This window comes from Zestomonas insulae, from assembly GCF_016901015.1.
GTDB lineage: Bacteria > Pseudomonadota > Gammaproteobacteria > Pseudomonadales > Pseudomonadaceae > Aquipseudomonas > Aquipseudomonas insulae.
The window spans coordinates 927,525-952,697 of sequence record NZ_JAFEUP010000001.1 but is presented as its reverse complement, the minus strand read 5'-3'; the positions used below and the strand labels follow the sequence as shown (position 1 = coordinate 952,697).

Sequence of the window (25,173 nt, the reverse complement as noted above, 5' to 3'; positions counted from 1 at the left end):
GAATTGCACCATGGCTTACAGTGAAAAGGTCATCGACCACTACGAAAACCCGCGCAACGTCGGCAAGCTCGACGCCGAAGACCCGGACGTCGGTACCGGCATGGTCGGCGCGCCGGCCTGCGGCGACGTGATGCGCTTGCAGATCAAGGTCAACGAGCAGGGCGTGATCGAAGACGCCAAGTTCAAGACCTACGGCTGTGGTTCGGCGATCGCTTCCAGCTCCCTCGCCACCGAGTGGATGAAGGGCAAGACCCTCGACGAGGCGGAAACTATCAAGAACACTCAGCTCGCCGAAGAGCTGGCGTTGCCGCCGGTGAAGATCCACTGCTCGGTGCTCGCCGAGGACGCCATCAAGGCGGCCGTGCGCGACTACAAGCAGAAGAAAGGTCTGCTCTGATCCTTTGTCGTTCTTAAAGGAGTCGTTATGGCGATTACCATGACCGAAGCCGCCGCCCGTCACGTGCAGCGTTCCCTTGAGGGGCGTGGCAAGGGCGAGGGCATCCGCCTGGGTGTGCGCACCACGGGCTGCTCGGGCCTGGCCTATGTGCTCGAGTTCGTTGACGAAACTGCGGCCGAAGATCTGGTGTTCGAGAGCCACGGGGTGAAGGTGATCATCGATCCGAAAAGCCTCACCTACCTGGACGGCACCGAACTCGACTTCGCTCGTGAAGGCCTCAACGAGGGCTTCAAGTTCAACAACCCCAACGTGCGCGGCGAGTGTGGCTGCGGCGAGAGCTTCAACGTCTGAGGCCAGTGTGGGTAGTCCCTGTCATTTCGCTTTGTTCGAGCTGCAACCCGGTTTTCGTCTGGATCTCCAGCAGCTCGCGGTGCGTTATCGCGAGCTGGCCAAGGCCGTGCATCCCGACCGTTTCGCCGATGCGTCGGAGCGCGAGCAGCGCCTGGCGCTGGAGCAGTCGGCACGCCTCAATGAGGCGTATCAGACGCTGAAGAGTGCGCCGCGGCGCGCCCTGTACCTGCTAGCCATTCGGGGCCGCGAGCTGCCGCTGGAAGCCACGGTGCAGGATCCGGAGTTCCTGTTGCAGCAGATGCACTGGCGCGAGGAGCTCGAGGATCTGCAGGACAGTGCCGACCTCGAGGGTGTTGCCGCATTCAAGCGACGCCTGAAGAGTGCTCAGGAAGCGCTCGATGAGGGCTTCGCCGCCTGCTGGGATGAGCCGGCGCGTCGCGAAGAGGCCGAGCGCCTGGTGCGGCGCATGCAGTTCCTCGACAAGCTGGTCCACGAAGTGCGCGCTCTCGAAGAGCGCCTCGACGATTAACCGCCGCGCAGCCGCTGCTGCGCGCCTGACATTTAGAACATCATGGCCCTATTGCAGATCGCCGAGCCCGGCCAAAGTCCCCAGCCCCACCAGCGTCGTCTGGCCGTCGGTATCGACCTGGGCACCACCAACTCGCTGGTCGCCGCGGTGCGCAGCGGCCTCTCCGAGCCGCTGGCGGATGCCCAGGGTCAGGTGATCCTGCCCTCGGCAGTGCGTTACCACGCCGATTGGATCGAAGTCGGGCAGGCCGCCAAGGCCGCTGCCGCCATCGATCCGTTCAACACCGTGCTGTCGGTCAAGCGCTTCATGGGTCGCGGTCTGGAAGATGTCAAGCAACTCGGCGAGCAGCTGCCCTATCACTTCGTCGGCGGCGAGTCGCACATGCCGTTCATCGACACCGTGCAGGGCGCCAAGAGCCCGGTCGAGGTGTCGGCCGAGATTCTCAAGGCGCTGCGCGAGCGCGCCGAGGCGACCCTCGGTGGCGAGCTGGTCGGGGCGGTGATCACCGTGCCGGCCTATTTCGACGATGCGCAGCGCCAGGCGACCAAGGATGCCGCGCGCCTGGCCGGCCTCAATGTGCTGCGCCTGCTCAATGAGCCAACCGCCGCCGCGGTGGCCTATGGCCTCGATCAGCAAGCCGAAGGCGTGGTGGCGATCTACGATCTGGGCGGCGGTACCTTCGATATTTCCATCCTGCGCCTCAGTCGTGGGGTGTTCGAAGTGCTGGCCACCGGTGGCGACAGCGCCCTGGGTGGTGATGATTTCGATCATGCCATTGCCGGCTGGATCGTCGCGCAAGCGGGGTTGTCCACCGACCTCGATCCGGCCACTCAACGCAGCTTGCTGCAGGCTGCCTGCGCTGCCAAGGAGGCCTTGACCAGCGCTGAGGTCGTGGCCGTCGCCCACGCCGGCTGGCAGGGTGAGCTGAGCCGTGCGACCTTCGAAGCGCTGATCGAACCGATGGTGGCGCGCAGCCTCAAGGCCTGTCGTCGTGCGGTGCGCGATGCTGGTATCGAGCTGGAGGAGGTCGAGGCGGTCGTGATGGTAGGCGGTTCCACTCGGGTGCCGCGTGTTCGCGCGGCGGTCGGTGGGTTGTTCGGTCGTCAGCCGCTGACCGATATCGATCCCGATCAGGTGGTCGCCATCGGTGCGGCGATCCAGGCCGATACTCTGGCCGGCAACAAGCGCGAAGCCGGCGACGAGCTGCTGCTGCTCGACGTGATTCCGTTGTCGCTGGGGCTGGAGACCATGGGTGGTTTGATGGAGAAGGTTATCCCGCGCAACACCACCATTCCGGTGGCGCGTGCGCAGGACTTCACCACCTACAAAGACGGCCAGACCGCGATGATGATTCACGTCCTGCAGGGCGAGCGCGAGCTGGTCAGTGACTGCCGCTCGCTGGCGCGCTTCGAGCTGCGCGGCATTCCACCGATGGTGGCTGGCTCGGCGAAGATCCGCGTGACCTTCCAGGTCGATGCCGACGGTCTGCTTGGCGTGGCGGCGCGCGAGCTCGGCTCGGGCGTCGAGGCGAGCATTCAGGTCAAGCCGTCCTACGGTCTGACCGATGGCGAGATCGCGCGCATGCTGCAGGACTCCTTCCAGCACGCCAGCGGCGACAAGGTCGCCCGGGTCCTGCGCGAGCAGCAGGTCGATGCCGAGCGCCTGCTCGAGGCGGTGCAATCGGCGCTGGACGCCGACGGCGAGCGCCTGCTCAGCGACGATGAGCGTATCGCCATCCTTGCCTGCATGGATGAGCTGCGGGCCCTGGCGGCCGGCAGTGATGTCCACGCCATCGAATTGCAGGTCAAGCGCCTGACCCAGATTACCGACGCCTTTGCTGCGCGCCGGATGGACGCCACCGTCAAGGCGGCGCTGTCCGGGCGTCGACTCAACGAACTCGAGGAATAACCGAAGATGCCGCAGATCATTATTCTGCCCCATGCCGAGCACTGCCCTGAGGGGGCGGTGATCGAGGCGCAAGCCGGCGAAACCGTTCTGGATGCCGCGTTGCGCAGTGGCATCGACATCGAGCACGCCTGCGAGAAGTCCTGTGCCTGCACCACCTGCCACGTGGTGATTCGCGAGGGGTTCAATTCGCTGGAGGCGTCCGACGAGCTGGAAGACGACATGCTCGACAAGGCCTGGGGCTTGGAGGCCAACTCGCGGCTGTCCTGCCAGGCAGTGGTCGCGCAGGCGGACCTGGTGGTCGAGATCCCCAAATACACCATCAACCAGGTGTCCGAAGGGCACTGATCGCGAACTGGGCGGAGCTGAATCATGAGCCTGAAATGGACCGACGTGCTGGATATCGCCATCGAACTGGCGGATACCAAGGCGGATGTCGACCCGCGCTACGTCAATTTTGTCGACCTGCACGCCTGGGTGCTGGCCCTGCCGGACTTCGCCGATGACCCGCAGCGCGGCGGCGAGAAGGTCCTCGAGGCTATCCAGGCGGCCTGGATCGAAGAAGCCCAGTAACCCTGGCGGCGCCGGCTGGCGCGACCCTACGCTTTTAACCGTAACCCGCGTATAATTCGCGGGTTTAATTTTTCGCTTTAATCCTCGTTTCTGGAGTTTTCCCATGGCTGTTCAACGCACTTTCTCCATCATCAAGCCGGATGCCGTCGCTAAAAACGTTATCGGCGAGATCACCACCCGTTTCGAAAAAGCCGGCCTGCGCGTTGTCGCTTCGAAAATGGTCCAGCTGTCCGAGCGCGAAGCCGCTGGTTTCTACGCTGAGCACAGCGAGCGTGGCTTCTTCAAGGACCTGGTCGCGTTCATGACCTCTGGTCCGGTCATCGTTCAGGTGCTGGAAGGCGAAGACGCCGTCCTGAAAAACCGCGAGCTGATGGGCGCCACCAACCCGAAAGAAGCCGCTGCCGGCACCATCCGTGCTGACTTCGCCGTTTCCATCGACGAAAACGCCGTCCACGGTTCCGACTCCGAGGCCTCCGCGGCTCGCGAAATCGCCTACTTCTTCGCTGCCACCGAGGTGTGCGCGCGCATTCGCTGAGGCGAATTCGCGGGGATGAAGCCATGACTGCAACGACCGGCAAAACCAATCTCTTGGGCCTGACCCAAGCGCAAATGGAAACCTTCTTCGAGTCCATCGGGGAGAAGCGTTTCCGTGCCGGTCAGTTGATGAAGTGGATTCACCATTTTGGCGTCGATGATTTCGACGCCATGAGCAATGTCGGCAAGGCCTTGCGCGAAAAGCTCAAGGCCTGTGCCGAGATTCGCGGTCCGGAAGTCGTCAGCCAGGACATCTCCAGCGATGGCACCCGCAAATGGGTGGTGCGCGTGGCGTCCGGTAGCTGTGTCGAGACCGTGTACATCCCGCAGAACGGTCGTGGCACCCTGTGTGTCTCATCGCAAGCCGGCTGCGCGCTGGATTGCAGCTTCTGCTCGACCGGCAAACAAGGCTTCAATAGCGACCTGACCAGCGCCGAGATCATCGGCCAGGTGTGGATCGCCAACAAATCTTTCGGCACCGTCCCGGCCAAGGCCGACCGCGCCATCACCAACGTGGTGATGATGGGGATGGGCGAGCCGCTGCTGAACTTCGATAACGTCGTCGCGGCCATGACGCTGATGATGGATGACCTTGGCTATGGCATTTCCAAGCGCAAGGTGACGCTCTCTACCTCCGGCGTGGCGCCGATGATCGACAAGCTCGGCGAGGTCACCGATGTGGCCCTGGCCCTGTCGTTGCACGCACCGAATGACGAGCTGCGCAACCAACTGGTGCCGATCAACAAGAAGTACCCGTTGGCCGTGGTGCTCGACGCCTGCCATCGCTACATCGCACGGCTCGGCGACAAGCGTTTTCTCACCGTTGAGTACACGCTGCTCAAGGACGTTAACGATCAACCCGAGCATGCTGAGCAGCTGACCGTTTTGCTCAAGAATTTCCCTTGCAAAATCAACCTGATCCCTTTTAATCCCTTCCCTCACTCGGGATATGAGCGACCGAGCAACAACGCCATCCGCCGCTTCCAGGATCTGCTGCATCATGCCGGCTTCAACGTCACCGTGCGCACTACCCGCGGCGATGACATCGATGCCGCCTGTGGTCAGCTGGTCGGTCAGGTGGCGGACCGCACGCGACGGAGCGAGCGCTATATCGCGGTGCGTCAGTTGAATGCCGAGGCGGATGCGCCGGGCACCGCCGCGACTCGAACCTGAAGAGAGGATGTTCATGAGCTTTCGCCCCGCGCTGTTTCTGTTGCTGTTCAGTGTGTTGGCCGGCTGCGTGAGCAGCGGCAGTTCCGATCCGATGAAGACCGACAAGGGGCGTGATGCCGCGCGAGATGCCTACATTCAGCTGGGCATCGGCTACCTGCAGCAGGGCGCTACCGAGCGCGCCAAGGTGCCGCTGAAGAAGGCCCTGGAGCTGGACCCCTCGAGTGGTAACGCCAACGTCGCCCTGGCCCTGGTGTTCCAGGCCGAGATGGAGCCCGAGCTGGCGGATCAGCACTTTCGCAAGGCGCTGGCGCAGAACAGCAAGGACCCGCGCTACCTGAACAACTACGGCAGCTTCCTCTTTGAGCAGGGTCGCTATCAGGACGCCTACGAACGTTACCAGCAGGCGGCCCAGGACAACCTCTACCCCGAGCGTTCGCGGGTCTTCGAAAACCTCGGGCTGACCGCACTCAAGCTGAACGACAAGGCTCAGGCGCAGAAGTACTTCGAGCGCGCCGTGCGTCTCAACAAGCGCCAGCCGCGAGCGCTGCTGGCCCTGGCGCAGATGTCCTTCGACCAGAAGCACTACGTGCCTGCGCGCCATTACTACGACCAGTTCAGCCAGGTCAGTGAGCAGAATGCCGAAAGCCTGCTGCTCGGCGCGCGCCTGGCCACCGTCTTCGAGGATCGCGACAAGGCGGCCAGCCTCGGCCTGCAACTCAAGCGACTCTATCCCGGTACGCCGGAATACAAGCAATACCTGTCGGAGCAATGATGAAAGCGGCGCATCCCGAATCTGTAGCCACGATCCGCAGCAACCCGGGCGAGACCCTGCGCAAGGCGCGCGAAGCCAAGGGCTGGAATCCCGCCGAAGTGGCGGCGCAGCTCAACCTCACCTCGCAGCGCCTGGGTCAGCTCGAGGCCGGTGATTTCGACAAGCTGCCCGGGCACACCTTCGCTCGCGGCTACCTGCGTACCTACGCCAAGCTGCTGGGCCTGGATGCCGATGCGGTGGTCCAGGAGTTCGACCAGTACACCGGAACCGATGCCACCGGCAGTGCGGTGCATGGCCTGGCGCATATCGAGCAGCCGGTGCGCCTGTCGCAGAGCGTGCTGCGTCTGGTCAGTTTCGCCCTACTGGTCGGTCTGGCCGGTGTCGGCTTCCTCTGGTGGCAGGATCAGGGCGGTGAGCGCCTCAGTGAATCCGTCGGAGTGAACATGGAGCACGTCGAGGTGGAAAGCGCCGACGGCACCACGCAGATCCATCCGCTCGACGAGCCGGAAGATCAGGCGGTCATTGAGGCGCAGGAAGAAAGTCAGGCGCCGCTGGCCGAAGTGTCCCCGGAAGTCGCCGCTCAGCCGGAAGGCGAGGGCGCCGTAGCCTCGGCACCGGCCTCTGGCAGCGTGCTGGCACCCGAAAGTGCGGCGCCGGCCGCGCCCGTGGCCAGCGCGCCGGCTCCAGCCGCCGTGCCCGCACCTACTGCACCGGCCGCGAATGCCGTGGCTCCTGTTGTCCCGCCTGCCGCGGCGGTGGCAGCGGCTCCGGCTGCCGCTCCGTCGGTGAACGCACCGGTGGTGGCTGCCGCCGGCGAAGGCGTGGTGCGCCTCGAGTTCAGCGCCGACTGCTGGATTCAGATCACCGACGCCACCGGCAAGGTGCTGGTCAGCGGGCTGAAGCGCTCGGGCAACAGCATCGAGCTGGCCGGCAAGGCGCCGCTGGAGCTGCGCCTCGGCTTCGCCCGTGGCGCTCAGGTCAGCTACAACGGCCAGCCGGTGGACGTGAAACCTTTCGTCAGTGGCGAGACCGCCCGCCTGAAATTGGGGCAATAAGTCATGCACGGTGAATCACCCATCAAACGCCGCCTGTCGCGCAAAATCTGGGTCGGCTCGGTCGCCGTGGGTGGCGATGCACCCATCGCGGTGCAGAGCATGACCAACACCGATACCTGCGATGTGGCCGCCACCGTGGCGCAGATTCGCCGCCTGGAAGAAGCCGGCTGCGACATCGTGCGGGTCTCGGTGCCGGACATGGACGCTGCCGAGGCCTTCGGCAAGATCAAGCAGCAGGTGCAGGTGCCACTGGTGGCGGACATCCACTTCGACTACCAGATCGCCCTGCGGGTCGCCGAGCTGGGCGTCGATTGCCTGCGCATCAACCCGGGCAACATCGGCCGCGAAGACCGTGTCCGTGCGGTGGTCGAGGCGGCCCGCGACAAGGGCATCCCGATCCGCATCGGCGTCAACGCCGGCTCGCTGGAGAAGGACCTGCAGAAGAAATACGGCGAGCCGACCCCTGCAGCGCTGGTGGAGTCCGCGCTGCGCCATGTCGAGCATCTGGACCGCCTGAACTTCCCCGATTTCAAGGTCAGCGTGAAGGCCTCCGACGTGTTCATGGCCGTGGAAGCCTACCGCCTGCTGGCCAAGCAGATCGAACAGCCGCTGCACTTGGGCATCACCGAAGCCGGTGGCCTGCGTTCGGGCACGGTGAAGTCCGCCGTCGGCCTCGGCATGCTGCTCGCCGAAGGGATCGGCGACACCATCCGTATCTCGCTGGCGGCCGATCCGGTGGAGGAGGTCAAGGTCGGTTACGACATCCTCAAGTCGCTGCACCTGCGCTCGCGCGGCATCAACTTCATTGCCTGCCCGAGCTGCTCGCGGCAGAACTTCGACGTGGTGAAGACCATGAACGAGCTGGAAGGCCGTCTCGAGGACCTGCTGGTCCCGCTGGACGTCGCCGTGATCGGCTGCGTGGTCAACGGCCCGGGCGAAGCGAAAGAGGCGCATATCGGCCTCACCGGCGGCACGCCGAACAACCTGATCTACATCGACGGCAAGCCGGCGCAGAAACTGACCAACGACAATCTGGTGGACGAGCTGGAACGCCTGATCCGCGAGAAAGCAGCCGAAAAGGCTGCCGCCGATGCGGCACTGATTGCCCGCGGCTGAGCATTTTTAAGGATTTCTTGTGAGCAAGTCTTTGCAAGCCATTCGTGGCATGAACGACATCCTGCCGGAGCAGAGCCCGCTCTGGCGCTATTTCGAAGGCACCGTGGCGAGCCTGCTCGACGGCTACGGTTACCGGCAGATTCGCATGCCGATGGTCGAAGTCACCGAGCTGTTCAAGCGCTCGATCGGCGAAGTCACTGACATTGTCGAGAAGGAGATGTACACCTTCGACGACCGTAACGGCGACTCCCTGACGCTGCGCCCGGAAGGCACCGCGAGCTGCGTGCGTGCCGTGCTCGAGCATGGCCTGTCGAACAACGGCCAGGTGCAGAAACTCTGGTACATCGGCCCGATGTTCCGTTACGAGCGTCCGCAGAAGGGGCGCTACCGGCAGTTCCACCAGATCGGCGTGGAAGTCTTCAACCTGGCCGGTCCGGACATCGATGCCGAGCTGATCGCCCTGACCTGGCGCCTGTGGCAGCAGCTCGGTTTGCGCGACGCGGTGACCCTGGAACTCAACAGCCTGGGTACCACCGAGGCGCGGGCGCGCTACCGCGATGCGCTGGTCGACTACCTGTCGGCGCGCCGCGAGCAGCTCGATGAAGACAGCCAGCGCCGTCTCGGCAGCAATCCGCTGCGCATTCTCGACAGCAAGGTGCCGCAGACGCAGGCGCTGCTGGTCGACGCGCCGAAACTCGGCGACTACCTCGACGATGAGTCGCGCGAGCACTTTGACGGCCTCAAGGCGCGTCTGGATGCCTTGGGTATCCGCTACGTGGTCAATCCCAAGCTGGTACGCGGCCTCGATTACTACAGCAAGACGGTGTTCGAGTGGGTCACCGACAAGCTCGGCGCGCAGGGCACGGTGTGTGCCGGTGGGCGCTACGACGGGCTGGTCGAGCAGATGGGCGGCAAGCCCACTACCGGCGTCGGCTTCGCCATGGGCATCGAGCGGCTGATCCTGCTGCTCGAGACCCTGGAGCTGGTCCCGGCAGAAATTTCCCGCCAGGTCGATGTGTACCTCTGTGCACTGGGTGAGGCGGCCGAGCTGGAAGGCCTGCGTCTCGCCGAGCGTCTGCGCGACCAACAGCCGAGCTTGCGCCTGCAGGTCAACGCCGGCGGTGGCAACTTCAAGACGCAATTGAAGAAGGCCGACAAGAACGGTGCGTTGTTCGCCCTGGTTTTGGGTGAAGACGAGTTGGCCCGGCAAGTGATAGGTTTCAAACCCCTGCGTGGGCAGGGGGAACAACAAGAGATCGCCTGGGCGGCCCTGTCCGAGCATCTGGCGACCCGCCTGTAACAGGCGAGGCATGACTGAAAGGAGTATTGGGGTGTCGCATACCGAAGATGAACAGCTGGCGATGATCCAGGACTGGTGGCAGCGCAATGGTAAGCCGCTGCTGACCGGTGGTGCCTTGGCGCTGGTAGCGGTGTTCGGCTGGCAGTCCTGGCAGAAGTACCAGACCAATCAGGCCCAGGGGGCCTCGATTGTCTACCAGCAACTGCTGGAAACCATCTTCACCCCATCCGGCCAGCCCGATGCGGCGAAAGTCAGTGAACTGGCAGGCAAGCTGAACAGCGAATACGCCGGCAGCGAGTACGCGCAGTACGGCCGCCTGTTCGTCGCCAAGGTCGCGGTCGATACCGGCAAGCTCGACGATGCGGTCAGCGAGCTGCAGGCGGTGGTGGCCAAGCCAGCCGATGACACCGTCGGCGAGTTGGCGCGCCAGCGCCTGGCCCGTGTGCTGTCGGCTCAGGGCAAGGTCGAGGAAGGCCTCAATCTGCTCGACGGCGAAGGCGCTGCGGCATTTGCCGCCAGCCGTGCCGAGCTGCGTGGCGACCTGCTGGTCAAGCTTGGCCGTGGCGCCGATGCCCGTGCCGCCTACGAAAAAGCCAAAGCTGCGCTGTCCGACGACGCGGCGGTCGGCGCTCTGCAAATGAAGCTCGATGACCTGGCCAAAGGGGATGCGTAACGTGATGCGCTGGAAATATGCGGCACTGCTGGCTCTTACCGCCCTCGCGGCGGGTTGCAGCAGCACGAGCAAGAAGGAACTGCCACCGGCCGAGCTCCCGGATTTCACCGAAGAGGTCCAGCTGGAAACTCAGTGGAGCCGTTCGATTGGTGACGGTCAGGGCGACACCTACAACATGCTGGTGCCGGCGGTCGACGGCGACAGTATCTTCGCCGCCGACGTCAACGGTGAAGTCAAGGCGATGAACCGCCTGACCGGCGACGTGCTGTGGGACAAGGATCTCGAGGTCGACGTCTCCGGTGCAGTCGGCGCCGGCGAAGGCCTGGTGCTGGTCGGCACCCTGCGTGGTGAAGTGATTGCCCTCGATGCCGCATCCGGCGACGAGAAATGGCGCGCCCGAGTGACCAGCGAAGTGCTGGCACCGCCGGTCAGCAATGGCGACGTGGTCATCGTGCAGACCCAGGACGACCGCGTCATCGCCTTGGAAGCGTCCACCGGCCAGCAGCGCTGGGTGTTCGACAACACCCCGGCGGTGCTGACCCTGCGCGGCACCGGCGCGCCGCTGGTGACCAGCCGCCTGGCAATCGCCGGCCTGTCCACCGGCAAGGTCATCGCCCTGGATACCCAGCGCGGTCTGCCGGTGTGGGAGCAGCGCGTGGCCGTGCCGCAAGGCCGTTCCGAGCTGGACCGCATCGTCGACATCGACGGCGGCCTGCACCTGTCCGGCAACACCATCTACGTCACCACCTACCAGGGCCGCGTCGCCGGTCTGGACCTCGACAGCGGGCGCATCCTCTGGCAGCGCGAAGCGTCGAGCTACGTCGGCGTCGATGAAGGCCTGGGTAACGTCTTCGTCAGCGAAGCCAGCGGCACCGTCGAAAGCATCGACGAGCGCTCGTCCTCGGCACTGTGGAGCAACGACGCCCTGGCCCGTCGCCAGCTGTCGGCACCGACGGTGTTCTCCAGCTACGTGGCGGTCGGTGATCTGGAAGGCTATCTGCACCTGCTGAGCCAGGTGGACGGTCGCTTCGTGGCGCGCGAGCGCATCGACAGCGACGGCCTGCGTGCCCGTCCGCTGGTGGTGGGCGACTGGCTGTATGCGTACGGCAACGGCGGCAAGCTGGTCGCACTGACCATCCGCTAAGCTGAGTTCTATGTGTCCGGCCGCTGCCGTTCCACGGCAGCGGCCGTTGTGTTTTCTGAAATCGTCTGGAGGAGCCTCATGGTTCCGGTAATCGCCCTGGTGGGCCGTCCCAATGTGGGCAAGTCAACGCTGTTCAATCGGCTGACCAAGACCCGTAATGCCATCGTCGCCGAATATGCCGGTCTGACCCGTGACCGTCAGTACGGCGAGGCCACCTGGCAGGGCCGCACCTACATCGTCATCGACACCGGCGGTATTTCCGGCGACGAAGAGGGCATCGACGCGAAGATGGCCGAGCAGTCGCTGCAGGCCATCGAAGAAGCGGACGCCGTGCTGTTCATGGTCGATGCGCGCGCCGGCCTGACCGCCGCCGACCAGATGATTGGCGAGCACCTGCGCAAGCGCAACAAGCGCAGCTTCCTGGTCGCCAACAAGGTCGACACCGTCGATCCAGATATCGCCCGCGCGGAATTCAGCCCGATGGGCCTCGGCGACGCCTTCCCGATCGCCGCCGCACATGGTCGCGGCATCAACGCCCTGCTCGAAGCCTCGCTGGGGATCTTCCCCAAGGACGACGCGGAAGTCGAAGGCGAGGGTGACGAGGCGGGCGGCGAAGCCGTGGCCGAGGGCGAGGAAGCCAAGCGCATCCCCGGCCCGAGCGAGAAGGACGGCATCAAGATCGCCATCATCGGCCGGCCCAACGTCGGCAAGTCGACCCTGGTCAACCGCATGCTCGGCGAGGAGCGGGTGATCGTCTATGACCAGGCCGGCACTACCCGGGACAGCATCTACATCCCGTTCGAGCGCAACGAGGAAAAGTACACGCTGATCGACACCGCCGGCGTGCGTCGCCGCGGCAAGATCTTCGAGGCGGTGGAAAAGTTCTCGGTGGTGAAAACCCTGCAGGCGATCCAGGACGCCAACGTGGTGGTGTTCGTCATGGACGCCCGCGAAGGTGTGGTCGAGCATGACCTCAACCTGCTTGGCTTCGTGCTGGAAACCGGTCGTGCGCTGGTCATCGCCCTGAACAAGTGGGACGGCATGGAGCAGGGCGAGAAGGACTATGTGAAGACCGAGCTGGAGCGGCGGCTGATGTTCGTCGACTTCGCCGACATCCACTTCATCTCCGCACTGCACGGCACTGGTGTTGGCCATCTGTACAAGTCGGTGCAGGAGTCGTTCCGTTCGGCGGTGACCCGCTGGCCGACCAGCCGCCTAACCAAGATTCTCGAGGACGCGGTGCAGGAGCACCAGCCGCCGCTGGTCAACGGTCGCCGCATCAAGCTGCGCTACGCCCACCTCGGTGGTGCCAACCCGCCGCTGATCGTGATCCACGGCAACCAGGTCGAAGCGGTGCCGCGTTCTTACTCGCGGTACCTGGAGAACACCTTCCGCCGTGTGCTGAAGCTGGTCGGTACGCCGATCCGCATCGAGTACAAGGGCGGCGAGAACCCCTACGAGGGCAAGAAGAACACCCTCACCGATCGCCAGGTGAACAAGAAGCGCCGGCTGATGAGTCACCACAAGAAGGCCGAGAAGAAGCGTCGCGACAAGAAACGCTGATTGCCGCGCTGAGTGGGGAGAAAGGCGCAGAGGCATAAGCTTCTGCGCCTTTTTCATATGCGCGGCGACTGCCCGGCCCGCCGCCTATCGGCTATCCTCGCCGCTCGCGTCAGTCAGCAGGAGCGCCGTATGCTCGCCAGCAAGTTGCCGAAGGTCGGCACTACCATCTTTACCCGCATGTCCCAGCTCGCCGCGGAAACCGGCGCGCTCAACCTGTCCCAGGGATTCCCCGACTTCGACAGCCCGGCGCCGCTGCGCGAGGCCGTTGCCCGGCATATCGCTGCCGGCCACAACCAGTACGCGCCGATGAGCGGTTTGCCGGCACTGCGTCAGCAGGTGGCCGCGAAGGTCCTGGCCTTGTACGGCCGTGCCGCCGATGCCGACAGCGAAGTGACCATCGTGCCGGGCGCCACCGAGGCGATCTTCTGCGCGGTGCAGGCGCTGATTCATCCCGGCGACGAGGCCATCGTTCTTGACCCGTGCTACGACAGCTACGAGCCCTCCGTGGAGCTGGCGGGCGGGCGCTGCGTGCACGTGCCGCTGGCGCTGCCGGATTTCGCCGTCGACTGGCAGCGCCTCGCCGACGCCATCACCCCGCGCACCCGGCTGATCTTCATCAACTCGCCGCATAATCCCAGTGGTGCCTTGCTGTCGCGCGCGGATCTCGACCGCCTGGCCGCGCTGATCCGCGATCGTGACATCCACCTGATCAGCGACGAGGTCTACGAGCACCTGGTGTTCGACGGCGTGCAGCACGCCAGCGTGCTGGCCCATGACGAGCTGTATCAGCGCGCGTTCGTGGTCAGCTCGTTCGGCAAGACCTACCACGTCACCGGCTGGAAGACCGGCTACGTGGTGGCGCCGCCGGCGCTCACCGCGGAGCTGCGCAAGATCCACCAGTACGTGACCTTCTGCGGGGTGACGCCGCTGCAGTGCGCGCTGGCCGACTTCATGGTCGAGCATCCCGAGCACATTACCCAGCTGCCAGGCTTCTACCAGGCCAAGCGTGACCTGTTCTGCGACCTGCTGGTTGGTTCGCGCTTCCGCTTCACCCGCGCGGCCGGCACCTACTTCCAGCTGGTCGATTACTCGGCGATCCGCCCGGACCTCGACGACGTGGCGATGGCCGAGTGGCTGACCCGCGAGCATGGCGTGGCGGCGATTCCGGTGTCAGTCTTCTATCAGGACGCGCCGCAGGACCTGCGCTTGGTGCGCTTCTGCTTCGCCAAGCGCGAGGACACCCTGCGCCAGGCGGCCGAGAAGCTCTGTGCGGTGTAAGGACGCGTAGCGTGGGCAATGAACTTCACCCGACGATGAGTGAGTCGAGATGAGCGATAAACCCGACCTCGAGCTGGCGCTGGTGCAGACCACCCTAGCCTGGCACGACCCCGCCGCCAACCAGGCGCATTTCCAGGCCCTGCTCGAACAGGCTCGCGGCGCCGACCTGATCGTCCTGCCGGAGATGTTCACCACCGGCTTCTCCATGGATTCGGCGGCCCTCGCCGAGCCGGAGGAGGGGCCGAGCTACGCCTGGCTGCGCGAACAGGCGCGGCGTCTCGGTGCCGTGGTGGCCGGCAGCGTGATCATCCAGGCCGCCGACGGCAGCCACCGCAACCGCCTGCTGTGGGCGCGGCCGGACGGCGAGATGCTGCATTACGACAAGCGCCACCTGTTTCGCATGGCCGGCGAGCACAAGCACTACACGCCCGGCGAGCGCCAGGTACTCCTTGAGGTCAACGGCTGGCGCGTGCGGCCGCTGGTCTGCTATGACCTGCGCTTTCCGGTCTGGAGTCGCGACCCGCACGACACCGATCTGTTGCTCTACACCGCCAACTGGCCGGCCGCGCGGCGCCACCACTGGAACCGCCTGCTGCCGGCAAGGGCGATCGAGAACCTCTGCTACGTGGCGGCGGTGAACCGGGTCGGCAGCGATGGCAAGGGCCATCCCTACAGTGGCGACAGCCAGGTGCTGGATTTCCAGGGCGAGACGTTGCTCAACGCAGGGGCGGGCGACGGGGTGTTCCGCGTGCGCCTCGCGGCGGCAGCGCTGTCGGCGTACCGTGAGCGTTTTCCGGCGCATCTGGATGCCGACGGCTTCGAACTGAAACCCTAGGCTTTGCGAGCAGCGCTCGCGCTTACAAACGAAAACGCCGGGCAGTGCCCGGCGTTCTCGTTTTCAGTGACAGGTTACGCGGCTTGTGCGGCGGCCTGGCTGATGGCGCGGTTGAGGGCGCTGAACAGGGCGCGGAAACTCGCCGTGGTCAGGTTCTCGTCGATGCCGATGCCGTGCAGGGCACGACCGCCATTGACGCGCAGCTCGATGTAGGCAGCCGCCTTGGCAGTGGTGCCGGAGCCGATGGCGTGTTCGGAGTAGTCCATGATCTCGACTTTTTCCGGCAGGCTGGCCACCAGGGCTTCCAGCGGGCCATTGCCGATACCGCGCCAGTGCTGGGTTTCACCGCGCACGCTGACTTCGATGTCGACCGCGCTGGTGCCGTTCTCTTCCTGCAGGCGATGGCCTTTAAGGGCGTAGGGGGCGGTGGCCTTGAGGTACTCGTTCTCCAGCAGGCTGTAGATCTGCTTGGCGGTCATTTCCAGGCCGAGGCGATCGGTCTCGCCCTGCACCACCTGGCTGAACTCGATCTGCGTGCGGCGCGGCAGGCTGATGCCGTATTCCTGCTCGAGCAGGAAGGTGATGCCGCCCTTGCCGGACTGGCTGTTGACGCGGATCACCGCCTCGTAGCTGCGACCGATGTCGGCCGGGTCGATCGGCAGGTACGGCACTTCCCAGACCGCGCCGTCCTTCTGCTGGGCGAAGCCCTTGCGGATCGCGTCCTGGTGCGAGCCGGAGAAGGCGGTGTGCACCAGATCGCCGACGTACGGGTGGCGCGGATGCACTGGCAGCTGGTTGCACTCTTCGACGACCTTGCGCACGCCGTCGATGTCGGAGAAGTCCAGACCCGGATGCAGGCCCTGGGTGTACATGTTCAGTGCCAGGGTCACCAGGTCGACGTTGCCAGTGCGCTCGCCGTTGCCGAACAGGCAGCCTTCGACGCGGTCGGCGCCGGCCATCAGGCCCAGTTCGGTGGCGGCCACGCCGGTGCCGCGGTCGTTGTGGGTGTGCAGGCTGATGACCACGCTGTCGCGACGGCTGATATGGCGACCGAACCATTCGATCTGGTCGGCGTAGATGTTCGGCGTGGCGACTTCCACGGTGGCCGGCAGGTTGAGAATGACCTTCTTCTGCGGGGTCGGCTGCCAGACATTCAGCACCGCATCGCAGACGTGCACGGCGAATTCCAGCTCGGTGGAGGTGAAGATCTCCGGCGAATACTGGAAGGTCCAGTCGGTATCCGGCTGCTGTGCGGCAAGCTTCTTGATCAGCTTGGCGGCATTCACCGCAATATCCACCACGCCCTGCTTGTCCTGGTTGAAGACGATGCGGCGGAACGACGGCGCGGTGGCGTTGTAGACGTGCACGATGGCTTTCTTCGCGCCCTTCAGCGATTCGAAGGTGCGGGTGATAAGGTCGTCACGTGCCTGGGTCAGCACTTGGATGGTGACGTCATCCGGAATGTGATTGCCCTCGATCAGCTCGCGGACGAAGTTGAAATCGGTGTCCGAAGCGGACGGGAACGCCACTTCGATTTCCTTCAGGCCGACTTTCACCAAGGTCTTGAAGAAGCGCATCTTCTTCTCGGCATCCATCGGCTCGATCAGCGACTGGTTGCCGTCGCGCAGGTCGGAGCTGCACCAGATCGGCACTTCGGTGATGGTCTTCGACGGCCAGGTGCGGTCCGGCAAGTTGATGGCAGGGAAGGCGCGGTACTTGGTCGAAGGCTCGTTCAACATGCTCATGAGGGGAATCCTTAATCTACGTGCGTGGCGATTGGTCAGCGGCGTTGGCGTTCAGCCACGCAGTCGTGGGCTGACCAATTTCAGGCAAGTGTGTTGGCGCAGAAGAAATGCGATAGGCGAGATGTGCATGGTCCAACCCTATTCATCCGGGCTGAACATGGCAAGCATTGAGATAAAATTGGTGATTTCTAGCGCCTTATGGATAAAGGCGCGAGATGGTTGCGGGATCTACGGCTTTATGTGCGGGAAATTGTTGCGCTAGGCGAGTGGTTTTTAAGGCTTTCTTACCGCGGGCTACGGCTCGAACGCACCAATAAAGATCGTCGGATCGACCCGCGCATCGTTGAGGCTGATGTTCCAGTGCATGTGCGGTCCGGTGGCGCGGCCGGTGGCGCCGACCCGGCCGAGCACGGCGCCGCGCGGCAGTTGCTGGCCGAGGCGCACTTCTACCTTGGACAGGTGGCAGAACATGCTGATGAAGCCCTGGCCGTGGTCGAGGAACACCGTGCGGCCATTGAAGAAGTAGTCGCCGATGAGGATCACCTTGCCCGCCGCCGGCGCCTTCACCGGGGTGCCGGCCGGTACCGCGAAATCGAGGCCGGCGTGCGGGTTGCGTTCCTCGCCGTTGAAGAAGCGGCGCACGCCGAAGCGGCTGGACAGCGGGCCGTTGACCGGCTTGTCGAGCAGCAGGTTGCTCGGCGTGCCAACGCTGAAGCTGCGGTAGGCGCGTGTCTGCTCGGCCAGTTCGCGCTCGATGCGCGCCAGGTTGGCCGGGCTCGGGTTGACCTGTTGCTTGTTCTTCAGGGTGATGCGTTGTTCGGCGTAGCGCTTGCTGCCGACCGTGAAGACGAACTGGCGACCGGCCGCGTCGAGCGTCTGACGGCCAGGCTTGAGCGTCAACGGCAGGCCGACCACGGCGATCCAGCGACGGCCGTCCTCCTTCACCACCAGCACCGGCTTGCCCTGAAAGCGTGCCTGTGGCGCCGCGCCCGCGTCGCCCAGGTCGATCACCGCGCCGCCGCCCGGCACCGGCTTGTTCAGCAGGCGGCTGAGAAAGCCCTCGGCATGGGCGGGGAGGGCGAGGCACAGCAGTAGGGTGAGGAGCAGGCGCATCGTGGGGTTAGTCCAGCAGTGACAGGGTCACCGGGGTCAGGTGGTTGTCTTCCACGCGCACGGTCAGTTCGCCTTCACCGAGGCGGGCGCTGAGCTTCTGCCCGGGTTGGGTCTGTGCGGCGCGGCGGATCGCCTGGCCGCGTTCGTCGAGGAGAATGCTGTAGCCGCGGCCGAGCGTGGCCAGCGGGCTGACCACATGCAGGGTCTGGGCGAGGCCTTCCAAACGCTGCCGCTGCTGGCGCAACTGCAGGCGCGCGGCGCGCGGCAAGCGCTCAGCGAGGCTGTCGAGGCGCTGGCGCAACAGGCTGAGCAAGCGTCCGGGGTGCTGCGCGGTAAGGCGCGCGTCGAGGCGGCCGAGTTGGTCGTGGCGTGCACTCAGGCGTTGCTGGAAGGCGCGGCGCAGGCGCAGGTCGAGGTCGTCGAGGCGCTGCGCGTGCTGGCGCAGGCGTTCGCCGGGGTGGCGCAGGCGTCGCGTGGTGCCGTCCAGGCGCAGGCGCGCGCGGGCCAGCTGGTCGCGCATGCGCAGCAGCAGGCGGCGACGCAGGCTGTCCAGGCGCAGCTGCAAGTCGCTGCTGTCGGGCGCCAGCAGTTCGGCGGCGGCGGAGGGCGTCGGCGCGCGGACGTCGGCGACGAAATCGCTGATCGACACATCGGTCTCGTGGCCGACGGCGCTGGCGATCGGTGTCTGGCAGGCGGCCACGGCACGCGCCACGGCTTCCTCGTTGAAGCACCAGAGGTCCTCCAGCGAGCCGCCGCCGCGCGCCAGGATCAGCGCGTCGAAGCCGCCACGATCGGCCAGTTGCAGAGCGCGGACGATCTGCGCGGTGGCGTCGCGGCCCTGCACGGCCGTGGGGATCAGGGTCAGGCGCACCTGCGGCGCACGGCGGCGGAACACGCTGATGATGTCGCGGATCACCGCGCCACTCGGCGAGCTGACGATGCCGATGCGCTGCGGATGGGGCGGCAGCGGGCGTTTGCGTTCGCTGGCGAATAGCCCTTCGCCGGTGAGTTTTTCCTTCAGCGCTTCGAAGGCCAGGCGCAGTGCGCCGTCACCGGCCGGCTCGACGTTGTCGAGGATTAGCTGGTAGTCGCCGCGCCCCTCGAACAGCGAGACCTTGCCGCGCACGCGCACCGCCAGGCCGTCTTTCAGGGCCTGGCGCACGCGTGTGGCGTGCTGGCGGAACAGCGCGCAGCGGACCTGCGCCTGGGCATCCTTGAGGGTGAAGTAGACGTGCCCGGAGGCGGGGCGCGCCAGATTGGAGATCTCGCCTTCCACCCAGACCTGGGCAAACACGTCCTCCAGCAGCAGGCGCGCGCGGCCGTTCAGCTGGCTGACGCTAAGCACATCGCGGTCGAGCCCAAGACGGGCGAACGGGTCGTTGTGCATGCTCAGCCTGCCGGTCATTCCCAGCCGTAGTGGGCGTCGAACAGCTCGCTGGTTTCCACGCTGGCGATTTCGGCGCGGGCTTGCAGCCAGTCGGCGATTGCCTTGCGGTCTTCGTCGCTCGGCGAGCTGTAGCGCTTGTCGGCTACCAGGGTGCCGTCCAGCCATTCCGGATCGAAACCACCGATGAAGCACAGCTGGCGGGCTTCGACGACGTCGATGTAGGCGTCAAGGAAGTCGTCCAGGGCCTGCTCGTCGAGCGCGTTCTTGAAGGTCGCCTTGAGTTCGAAGGCGTACTCCTGGAATTCGCCGAGGTAGAGCTTCTTGCGCAGGCGAGGCTTCATGCGGCGCAGGCGTTCTTCGCTGACGTTGGGGGTGCTCATGGGGCGTCTCCGGGAAGGGGCGGCAGGGTCTGCCGGGGCCCGCCATTATTCCCGCCGGGCGCGCCGGCCGCCATCGCTTTGCGCTGCCGCGCGAATAATGGCCCTGCTCGTTGAGCGCGAGGGGGTGGCTGGGTATAATGCCGCGCTTCTTATTTTCCCGCACGGGAGCCCCGCCATGCTGCGTATCAGCCAAGAAGCTCTGACTTTCGACGATGTCCTCCTTATTCCTGGTTATTCCAACGTTCTGCCCAAGGACGTCAGTCTCAAAACCCAGCTGACTCGTGGCATCACCCTGAACCTCCCGCTGGTCTCCGCGGCGATGGATACCGTGACCGAAGCCCGCCTGGCGATCGCCATGGCCCAGGAAGGCGGCATCGGCATCATCCACAAGAACATGACCATCGAGCAGCAGGCTGCCGAGGTGCGCAAGGTCAAGAAGTTCGAGGCCGGCGTGGTCAAGGACCCGATCACCATCGATGCCGACGCGTCGGTGCGCGACCTGTTCGAATTGACCCGTCAGCACAACATCTCCGGCGTGCCGGTGCTGTTCGAGGGCGACCTGGTCGGTATCGTCACCTCCCGTGACATCCGCTTCGAAAACCGCCTGGACGCCCGCGTCCGCGACGTGATGACGCCGAAAGAGCGTCTGGTCACGGTCAATGAAGGCGCTGACAAGAACACCGTGCGCGAGCTGCTGCACAAGCACCGCATCGAGCGCGTACTGATCGTCGACGAAGCCTTCGCCCTCAAGGGCATGATGACCGTCAACGACATCGAGAAAGCCAAGGCCTACCCGCTGGCCAGCAAGGACGACCAGGGTCGCCTGCGCGTCGGTGCGGCCGTCGGCACCGGCGCCGATACCGGCGAGCGGGTCACCGCGCTGGTCGCCGCCGGGGTTGACGTGATCATCGTCGATACCGCCCACGGCCACTCGCAGGGCGTCATCGACCGCGTGCGCTGGGTCAAGCAGAACTTCCCGGAAGTGCAGGTGATCGGCGGCAACATCGCCACCGGCGACGCCGCCCGCGCGTTGGTCGAAGCCGGCGCCGACGGCGTCAAGGTCGGTATCGGCCCGGGCTCGATCTGCACCACGCGGATCGTCGCCGGCGTCGGCGTGCCGCAGATTTCCGCAGTCTCCAACGTCGCCGCCGCGCTGGCCGGCACCGACGTGCCGCTGATCGCCGACGGTGGCATCCGCTTCTCCGGCGACCTGGCCAAGGCCGTTGCCGCCGGAGCCTATGCGGTGATGATCGGCTCGATGCTGGCCGGTACCGAAGAGGCGCCGGGCGAGGTCGAGCTGTTCCAGGGCCGTTCGTACAAGGCCTACCGTGGGATGGGTTCGCTCGGTGCAATGGCCCAGGCGCAAGGCTCGTCCGATCGCTACTTCCAGGATTCCTCGGCCGGTGCCGAGAAACTGGTCCCGGAAGGCATCGAAGGCCGCGTGCCGTACAAGGGCGCGATGAGCGCCATCGTCCACCAGCTGATGGGCGGTCTGCGCGCATCGATGGGCTACACCGGCTGCGCCACCATCGACGAAATGCGCAGCAAGCCGGAGTTCGTGCGCATCACCGGTGCCGGCATGGCCGAGTCCCATGTGCATGACGTGCAGATCACCAAGGAAGCGCCGAACTATCGCGTCGGTTGATTCCAGAACGCAGTAATGAAGACACGGGGCTGTTTGATTCAGCCCCGCGTCATTTGTGAATTCCGCTACGAGAGACGGTCATGGCCCATCCAGACATTCACGCCCACCGCATCCTGATCCTCGACTTCGGTTCCCAGTACACCCAGCTGATCGCCCGCCGCGTGCGCGAGATCGGGGTGTACTGCGAGCTGCACCCGTTCGACATGAGCGACGAGGATATCCGTGCCTTCGCCCCGCGCGGCATCATCCTCGCCGGTGGCCCGGAGTCGGTGCATGAGGCCAACAGCCCGCGCGCGCCGCAGGCGGTGTTCGACCTCGGCGTGCCGTTGTTCGGTATCTGCTACGGCATGCAGACCATGTCCGAGCAGCTCGGTGGCAAGGTCGAAGGCTCGAGCCTGCGTGAATTCGGCTACGCGCGCGTCGACGTGGTCGGCAAGTCGCGTCTGCTCGACGGTATCGAGGACCATGTCGACGCCGATGGCGTGCTTGGCCTCGATGTATGGATGAGCCACGGTGACAAGGTCACTACCCTGGCCCCAGGCTTCCATATCCTCGCCAGCACCCCGAGCTGCCCGATCGCCGCGATGGCCGACGATGCACGTGGCTACTACGGCGTGCAGTTCCACCCGGAAGTCACCCACACCAAGCAGGGTGGGCGCATCCTGTCGCGCTTCATCCTCGATATCTGTGGCTGCGAAGCGTTGTGGACGCCGTCGAACATCGTCGAAGACGCCATCGCCCAGGTGCGCGCCCAGGTCGGTAGCGACAACGTGCTGCTCGGTCTGTCCGGCGGCGTCGATTCCTCGGTGGTCGCCGCGCTGCTGCACCGTGCGATTGGCGACCAGCTGACCTGCGTGTTCGTCGACAACGGCCTGCTGCGCCATCGTGAAGGCGATCAGGTAATGGCCATGTTCGCCGAGAACATGGGCGTCAAGGTGATCCGCGCCGACGCCGAAGCGCAGTTCCTCGGCAACCTCGAAGGCGAGGCGGACCCGGAGAAGAAGCGCAAGATCATCGGCCGCACCTTTATCGACGTGTTCGACGCCGAAGCCAGCAAGCTGCACAACATCAAGTTCCTCGCCCAGGGCACCATCTACCCGGACGTGATCGAGTCGGCCGGCGCCAAGAGCGGCAAGGCCCACGTGATCAAGTCGCACCACAACGTTGGCGGCCTGCCGGAAGAGATGAACCTGCAACTGGTCGAGCCGCTGCGTGAGCTGTTCAAGGACGAGGTGCGCAAGCTCGGTCTGGAGCTCGGCCTGCCCTACGACATGGTCTACCGCCACCCGTTCCCGGGCCCGGGCCTGGGCGTGCGCATCCTCGGCGAAGTGAAGAAGGAGTACGCCGACCTGCTGCGCCGTGCCGACCATATCTTCATCGAAGAGCTGCGCAAGGCCGACTGGTACCACAAGGTCAGCCAGGCTTTCGTGGTGTTCCAGCCGGTGAAGTCGGTTGGTGTGGTCGGTGACGGTCGCCGCTACGCCTGGGTCGTCGCCCTGCGTGCGGTGGAAACCATCGACTTCATGACTGCGCGCTGGGCGCACCTGCCCTACGAGCTGCTGGAAGTGGTCAGCGGGCGGATCATCAACGAGATCGAAGGCATCTCGCGCGTCACCTACGACGTGTCGAGCAAACCGCCGGCGACCATCGAGTGGGAATGATCTGAGCGACAAGGGCAGCCACGGCTGCCCTTGTCGTTTATCGGGCGGGTGCGGCGTTCTGTCGGCTCGCCTGGATTGGCGTTAAGTGAGAAGATCTCTCATCTCTGCTGACTCATCCTCGGAACAGAATATGGCGTTTACCCGCAGGCAAGTGCTCGGCGGCCTGGTTGGCCTCGGTGTGGTCGGCTTGGGCGCCGGTGGCGTGCGCTACTGGCTGGGGCGCAGCAGCGCGGCCAGCCATGACTACGAACTGATCGCCGCACCGTTCGACCTGGAGCTGGTGCCCGGGCATATCACCCCGGCCTGGGGCTACAACGGCCAGGCGCCGGGCGTCGAGTTGCGCTCACGGCAGGGTGATTGGCTGCGCGTGCGCTTCATCAACAAGCTCAGCGAACCGACCACCATCCACTGGCACGGCATCCGCCTGCCACTGGAAATGGACGGTGTGCCCTATGTGTCACAGCTGCCGGTGCTGCCCGGCGAATACTTCGACTATGTGTTCAAGACCGAGGATGCCGGCAGCTTCTGGTATCACCCGCACCAGTCCAGCAGCACGCAGCTCGGCCGCGGCCTGGTCGGCCCGCTGGTGGTCGAGGAGCGCGAGCCGAGCGGTTTCCGCCATGAGCGCTCGCTGAGCCTGAAGACCTGGCATGTCGACGCCCAAGGCGCCTTCACCGATTTCAGCGTGCCGCGCGAGGCGGCGCGCGAGGGCACCCGCGGGCGGTTGACCACGATCAACGCCCAGCCTACACCGACCCTTGAATTGCCGGCCGGGCAGGTGGTGCGTCTGCGCCTGTTCAACCTCGACAACACAGTGACCTACCGCCTCAACCTGCCTGGCGGCGACGTGCGCATCTACGCGCTGGACGGCCACCCGGTCGAGCCGCGGCCGCTCGGCAAGGAATACTGGCTGGGTCCGGGCATGCGCATCTGCCTGGCAATCAAAGTGCCGGCGGCCGGCCAGGAGCTGTCGCTGCGCAATGGCCCGGTGCGTCTCGCCACGCTGAAGAGCGTCGCCTCCAGCGAGCCGGCGGGTGACTGGCCGGCCGCGTTGCCGGCCAACCCGGTGGCCGAGCCCGACTTGAGCATCGCCGAGACCCTGAGCTTTCGCTTCGAGTGGGCGGCGATGCTGGTCGACAACGTCGAGCAGGGCGGCCACTACAAGTACTGGCAGATCAATGGCCAGGCCTGGGACATCAACGACAAGAGCTGCGCCGACCGGCCGATCGCCACGCTGAAGAAGAACGGCCACTACATCTTCGAGCTGCGCAACATGGCGCAGTACCAGCACCCGATCCATTTGCACGGCATGGCATTCAAGGTGCTCAGCTCGGATCGCAAGGCGATCATTCCGTACTTCACCGACACCTACCTGCTGGGCAAGAACGAAACCGCGCGCATCGCCCTGGTGGCGGATAATCCCGGGGTGTGGATGTTCCACTGCCACGTCATCGACCACATGGAAACCGGCCTGATGGCCGCGATCGCGGTCGTATGATGCGTTGTAGACGCATTGGGGCGAAGCCAGCCGCCCCGGGCATTTTTCACTGAGTAGCCGCAATGAGCAGAATCCAGATCATCGACCGCAGCCAGGACGAGCGCTTCATGCGCGAGGCGCTGGAGCTGGCCCGCGAAGGCGCGGCACTCGGCGAAGTGCCGGTGGGTGCGGTGCTGGTGCAGGGCGGGCAGATCGTCGGGCGCGGCTTCAACTGCCCGATCTCGCGGCGCGACCCCAGTGCGCATGCCGAGATGGTCGCGATTCGCGCGGCGGCAGCCAGTCTGGACAACTACCGGCTGCCCGGCAGCACCCTCTACGTCACCCTGGAACCGTGCAGCATGTGCGCCGGGCTGATCGTGCATGCGCGGGTGCAGCGCGTGGTGTACGGCACCACCGAGCCGAAGGCTGGGGTGGCGGTCAGTCGCGGGCAGTTCTTCGAGCAGGCCTTCCTCAATCATCGTGTGCTGATCGAGGGTGGGCTGCTGGCGGAGGAGTGCGGGACGATGCTCAGCGCCTTCTTCAAGGCGCGTCGCGCTTAGTGCGATA

The 25,173-nt window shown here is 65.2% G+C and carries 25 protein-coding genes; 21 read left to right on the top strand and 4 right to left on the bottom strand.

Translation table 11 applies throughout. The annotated features are described in order from the left end of the window. The first annotated feature begins 10 nt into the window (after positions 1-10). From iscU to JQX08_RS04505, 17 genes are all read left to right on the top strand, one after another. Entirely contained in the window at positions 11-397 is a 387-nt protein-coding gene (gene iscU / locus JQX08_RS04585; RefSeq protein WP_160082280.1) for a Fe-S cluster assembly scaffold IscU, read from the top strand. A 27-nt stretch (positions 398-424) separates the two neighbouring features. Continuing rightward, positions 425-748, top strand: coding sequence for an iron-sulfur cluster assembly protein IscA (iscA, locus tag JQX08_RS04580; RefSeq protein ID WP_204915066.1), 324 nt, complete (start codon positions 425-427; stop codon positions 746-748). 7 nt (positions 749-755) lie between these two features. Beyond that, positions 756-1,277, top strand: a complete 522-nt coding sequence (gene hscB, locus JQX08_RS04575) for a co-chaperone HscB (RefSeq protein WP_204915065.1) — start codon at positions 756-758, stop codon at positions 1,275-1,277. 42 nt (positions 1,278-1,319) lie between these two features. Beyond that, positions 1,320-3,185 carry a Fe-S protein assembly chaperone HscA gene (gene hscA / locus JQX08_RS04570; RefSeq protein WP_204915064.1) on the top strand — a complete coding sequence of 622 codons (1,866 nt, stop codon included), beginning with the start codon at positions 1,320-1,322 and terminating at the stop codon, positions 3,183-3,185. A 6-nt stretch (positions 3,186-3,191) separates the two neighbouring features. After that, the gene (gene fdx / locus JQX08_RS04565) at positions 3,192-3,530 is read left to right on the top strand and encodes an ISC system 2Fe-2S type ferredoxin (RefSeq protein WP_204915063.1); all 339 of its coding nucleotides are present in this window, start codon (positions 3,192-3,194) and stop codon (positions 3,528-3,530) included. A gap of 24 nt (positions 3,531-3,554) precedes the next feature. Continuing rightward, positions 3,555-3,755, top strand: a complete 201-nt coding sequence (iscX, locus tag JQX08_RS04560; protein ID WP_204915062.1) for a Fe-S cluster assembly protein IscX — start codon at positions 3,555-3,557, stop codon at positions 3,753-3,755. A 103-nt stretch (positions 3,756-3,858) separates the two neighbouring features. Continuing rightward, complete coding sequence (ndk, locus tag JQX08_RS04555) at positions 3,859-4,290, top strand: nucleoside-diphosphate kinase (RefSeq protein ID WP_090442892.1); 432 nt, start codon at positions 3,859-3,861, stop codon at positions 4,288-4,290. 23 nt (positions 4,291-4,313) lie between these two features. Next, entirely contained in the window at positions 4,314-5,462 is a 1,149-nt protein-coding gene (rlmN, locus tag JQX08_RS04550) for a dual-specificity RNA methyltransferase RlmN (RefSeq protein WP_204915061.1), read from the top strand. Between the two features lie 13 nt (positions 5,463-5,475). Then, the gene (gene pilW, locus JQX08_RS04545; RefSeq protein WP_204915060.1) at positions 5,476-6,234 is read left to right on the top strand and encodes a type IV pilus biogenesis/stability protein PilW; all 759 of its coding nucleotides are present in this window, start codon (positions 5,476-5,478) and stop codon (positions 6,232-6,234) included. Continuing rightward, entirely contained in the window at positions 6,234-7,289 is a 1,056-nt protein-coding gene (locus tag JQX08_RS04540) for a RodZ domain-containing protein (RefSeq protein ID WP_204915059.1), read from the top strand. Before pilW ends, JQX08_RS04540 begins: the two co-directional genes overlap by 1 nt. Positions 7,290-7,292: 3 nt before the next feature. Beyond that, a complete protein-coding gene (gene ispG, locus JQX08_RS04535; RefSeq protein ID WP_204915058.1) occupies positions 7,293-8,405 on the top strand; it encodes a flavodoxin-dependent (E)-4-hydroxy-3-methylbut-2-enyl-diphosphate synthase in 1,113 nt (370 codons plus the stop codon). A 19-nt stretch (positions 8,406-8,424) separates the two neighbouring features. Next, positions 8,425-9,705: a histidine--tRNA ligase gene (hisS, locus tag JQX08_RS04530; RefSeq protein WP_204915057.1), complete on the top strand. Its 1,281-nt coding sequence runs from the start codon at positions 8,425-8,427 to the stop codon at positions 9,703-9,705. A 31-nt stretch (positions 9,706-9,736) separates the two neighbouring features. After that, positions 9,737-10,378, top strand: a complete 642-nt coding sequence (locus JQX08_RS04525) for a YfgM family protein (protein ID WP_346727576.1) — start codon at positions 9,737-9,739, stop codon at positions 10,376-10,378. Continuing rightward, positions 10,371-11,522 carry an outer membrane protein assembly factor BamB gene (gene bamB / locus JQX08_RS04520; protein WP_204915332.1) on the top strand — a complete coding sequence of 384 codons (1,152 nt, stop codon included), beginning with the start codon at positions 10,371-10,373 and terminating at the stop codon, positions 11,520-11,522. Before JQX08_RS04525 ends, bamB begins: the two co-directional genes overlap by 8 nt. A 78-nt stretch (positions 11,523-11,600) precedes the next feature. Next, entirely contained in the window at positions 11,601-13,085 is a 1,485-nt protein-coding gene (gene der / locus JQX08_RS04515) for a ribosome biogenesis GTPase Der (RefSeq protein WP_204915055.1), read from the top strand. 129 nt (positions 13,086-13,214) lie between these two features. Then, positions 13,215-14,363, top strand: coding sequence for a pyridoxal phosphate-dependent aminotransferase (locus JQX08_RS04510; protein WP_204915054.1), 1,149 nt, complete (start codon positions 13,215-13,217; stop codon positions 14,361-14,363). Positions 14,364-14,412: 49 nt separating this feature from the next. Further along, on the top strand, positions 14,413-15,198 hold the full coding sequence (locus JQX08_RS04505; protein ID WP_204915053.1) for an amidohydrolase: 786 nt from the start codon (positions 14,413-14,415) through the stop codon (positions 15,196-15,198). A 74-nt stretch (positions 15,199-15,272) separates the two neighbouring features. Here JQX08_RS04505 and leuA read toward each other — a convergent pair whose 3' ends face one another. From leuA to JQX08_RS04485, 4 genes are all read right to left on the bottom strand, one after another. Next, positions 15,273-16,943 carry a 2-isopropylmalate synthase gene (gene leuA / locus JQX08_RS04500; protein WP_204915052.1) on the bottom strand — a complete coding sequence of 557 codons (1,671 nt, stop codon included), beginning with the start codon at positions 16,941-16,943 and terminating at the stop codon, positions 15,273-15,275. A 294-nt stretch (positions 16,944-17,237) separates the two neighbouring features. Beyond that, positions 17,238-18,056 (bottom strand): M23 family metallopeptidase, encoded by an 819-nt coding sequence (locus JQX08_RS04495; RefSeq protein WP_204915051.1) that lies wholly within the window; start codon positions 18,054-18,056, stop codon positions 17,238-17,240. A 7-nt stretch (positions 18,057-18,063) separates the two neighbouring features. Then, positions 18,064-19,443 carry an exodeoxyribonuclease VII large subunit gene (gene xseA / locus JQX08_RS04490; protein ID WP_204915050.1) on the bottom strand — a complete coding sequence of 460 codons (1,380 nt, stop codon included), beginning with the start codon at positions 19,441-19,443 and terminating at the stop codon, positions 18,064-18,066. Between the two features lie 14 nt (positions 19,444-19,457). Continuing rightward, on the bottom strand, positions 19,458-19,823 hold the full coding sequence (locus tag JQX08_RS04485) for a YggL 50S ribosome-binding family protein (protein ID WP_204915049.1): 366 nt from the start codon (positions 19,821-19,823) through the stop codon (positions 19,458-19,460). A gap of 175 nt (positions 19,824-19,998) precedes the next feature. Between JQX08_RS04485 and guaB the strand changes: the two genes are divergently transcribed. From guaB to tadA, 4 genes are all read left to right on the top strand, one after another. Continuing rightward, positions 19,999-21,468, top strand: a complete 1,470-nt coding sequence (guaB, locus tag JQX08_RS04480; protein WP_204915048.1) for an IMP dehydrogenase — start codon at positions 19,999-20,001, stop codon at positions 21,466-21,468. An 80-nt stretch (positions 21,469-21,548) separates the two neighbouring features. Further along, positions 21,549-23,129: a glutamine-hydrolyzing GMP synthase gene (gene guaA, locus JQX08_RS04475; protein ID WP_204915047.1), complete on the top strand. Its 1,581-nt coding sequence runs from the start codon at positions 21,549-21,551 to the stop codon at positions 23,127-23,129. A 130-nt stretch (positions 23,130-23,259) separates the two neighbouring features. Continuing rightward, positions 23,260-24,627: a multicopper oxidase family protein gene (locus JQX08_RS04470; protein WP_204915046.1), complete on the top strand. Its 1,368-nt coding sequence runs from the start codon at positions 23,260-23,262 to the stop codon at positions 24,625-24,627. 62 nt (positions 24,628-24,689) lie between these two features. Then, complete coding sequence (tadA, locus tag JQX08_RS04465) at positions 24,690-25,166, top strand: tRNA adenosine(34) deaminase TadA (protein WP_204915045.1); 477 nt, start codon at positions 24,690-24,692, stop codon at positions 25,164-25,166. Positions 25,167-25,173 lie beyond the last annotated feature (7 nt).

Bases quoted from the DNA above. Each gene is read 5' to 3' on its own strand.
- iscU (WP_160082280.1), top strand. From the start codon at position 11: ATGGCTTACAGTGAAAAGGTCATCGACCACTACGAAAACCCGCGCAAC.
- iscA (WP_204915066.1), top strand. From the start codon at position 425: ATGGCGATTACCATGACCGAAGCCGCCGCCCGTCACGTGCAGCGTTCC.
- hscA (WP_204915064.1), top strand. From the start codon at position 1,320: ATGGCCCTATTGCAGATCGCCGAGCCCGGCCAAAGTCCCCAGCCCCAC.
- fdx (WP_204915063.1), top strand. From the start codon at position 3,192: ATGCCGCAGATCATTATTCTGCCCCATGCCGAGCACTGCCCTGAGGGG.
- iscX (WP_204915062.1), top strand. From the start codon at position 3,555: ATGAGCCTGAAATGGACCGACGTGCTGGATATCGCCATCGAACTGGCG.
- ndk (WP_090442892.1), top strand. From the start codon at position 3,859: ATGGCTGTTCAACGCACTTTCTCCATCATCAAGCCGGATGCCGTCGCT.
- rlmN (WP_204915061.1), top strand. From the start codon at position 4,314: ATGACTGCAACGACCGGCAAAACCAATCTCTTGGGCCTGACCCAAGCG.
- pilW (WP_204915060.1), top strand. From the start codon at position 5,476: ATGAGCTTTCGCCCCGCGCTGTTTCTGTTGCTGTTCAGTGTGTTGGCC.
- JQX08_RS04540 (WP_204915059.1), top strand. From the start codon at position 6,234: ATGAAAGCGGCGCATCCCGAATCTGTAGCCACGATCCGCAGCAACCCG.
- ispG (WP_204915058.1), top strand. From the start codon at position 7,293: ATGCACGGTGAATCACCCATCAAACGCCGCCTGTCGCGCAAAATCTGG.
- bamB (WP_204915332.1), top strand. From the start codon at position 10,371: ATGCGTAACGTGATGCGCTGGAAATATGCGGCACTGCTGGCTCTTACC.
- der (WP_204915055.1), top strand. From the start codon at position 11,601: ATGGTTCCGGTAATCGCCCTGGTGGGCCGTCCCAATGTGGGCAAGTCA.
- JQX08_RS04510 (WP_204915054.1), top strand. From the start codon at position 13,215: ATGCTCGCCAGCAAGTTGCCGAAGGTCGGCACTACCATCTTTACCCGC.
- JQX08_RS04505 (WP_204915053.1), top strand. From the start codon at position 14,413: ATGAGCGATAAACCCGACCTCGAGCTGGCGCTGGTGCAGACCACCCTA.
- leuA (WP_204915052.1), bottom strand. From the start codon at position 16,943: ATGAGCATGTTGAACGAGCCTTCGACCAAGTACCGCGCCTTCCCTGCC.
- JQX08_RS04495 (WP_204915051.1), bottom strand. From the start codon at position 18,056: ATGCGCCTGCTCCTCACCCTACTGCTGTGCCTCGCCCTCCCCGCCCAT.
- xseA (WP_204915050.1), bottom strand. From the start codon at position 19,443: ATGCACAACGACCCGTTCGCCCGTCTTGGGCTCGACCGCGATGTGCTT.
- JQX08_RS04485 (WP_204915049.1), bottom strand. From the start codon at position 19,823: ATGAGCACCCCCAACGTCAGCGAAGAACGCCTGCGCCGCATGAAGCCT.
- guaB (WP_204915048.1), top strand. From the start codon at position 19,999: ATGCTGCGTATCAGCCAAGAAGCTCTGACTTTCGACGATGTCCTCCTT.
- guaA (WP_204915047.1), top strand. From the start codon at position 21,549: ATGGCCCATCCAGACATTCACGCCCACCGCATCCTGATCCTCGACTTC.
- JQX08_RS04470 (WP_204915046.1), top strand. From the start codon at position 23,260: ATGGCGTTTACCCGCAGGCAAGTGCTCGGCGGCCTGGTTGGCCTCGGT.
- tadA (WP_204915045.1), top strand. From the start codon at position 24,690: ATGAGCAGAATCCAGATCATCGACCGCAGCCAGGACGAGCGCTTCATG.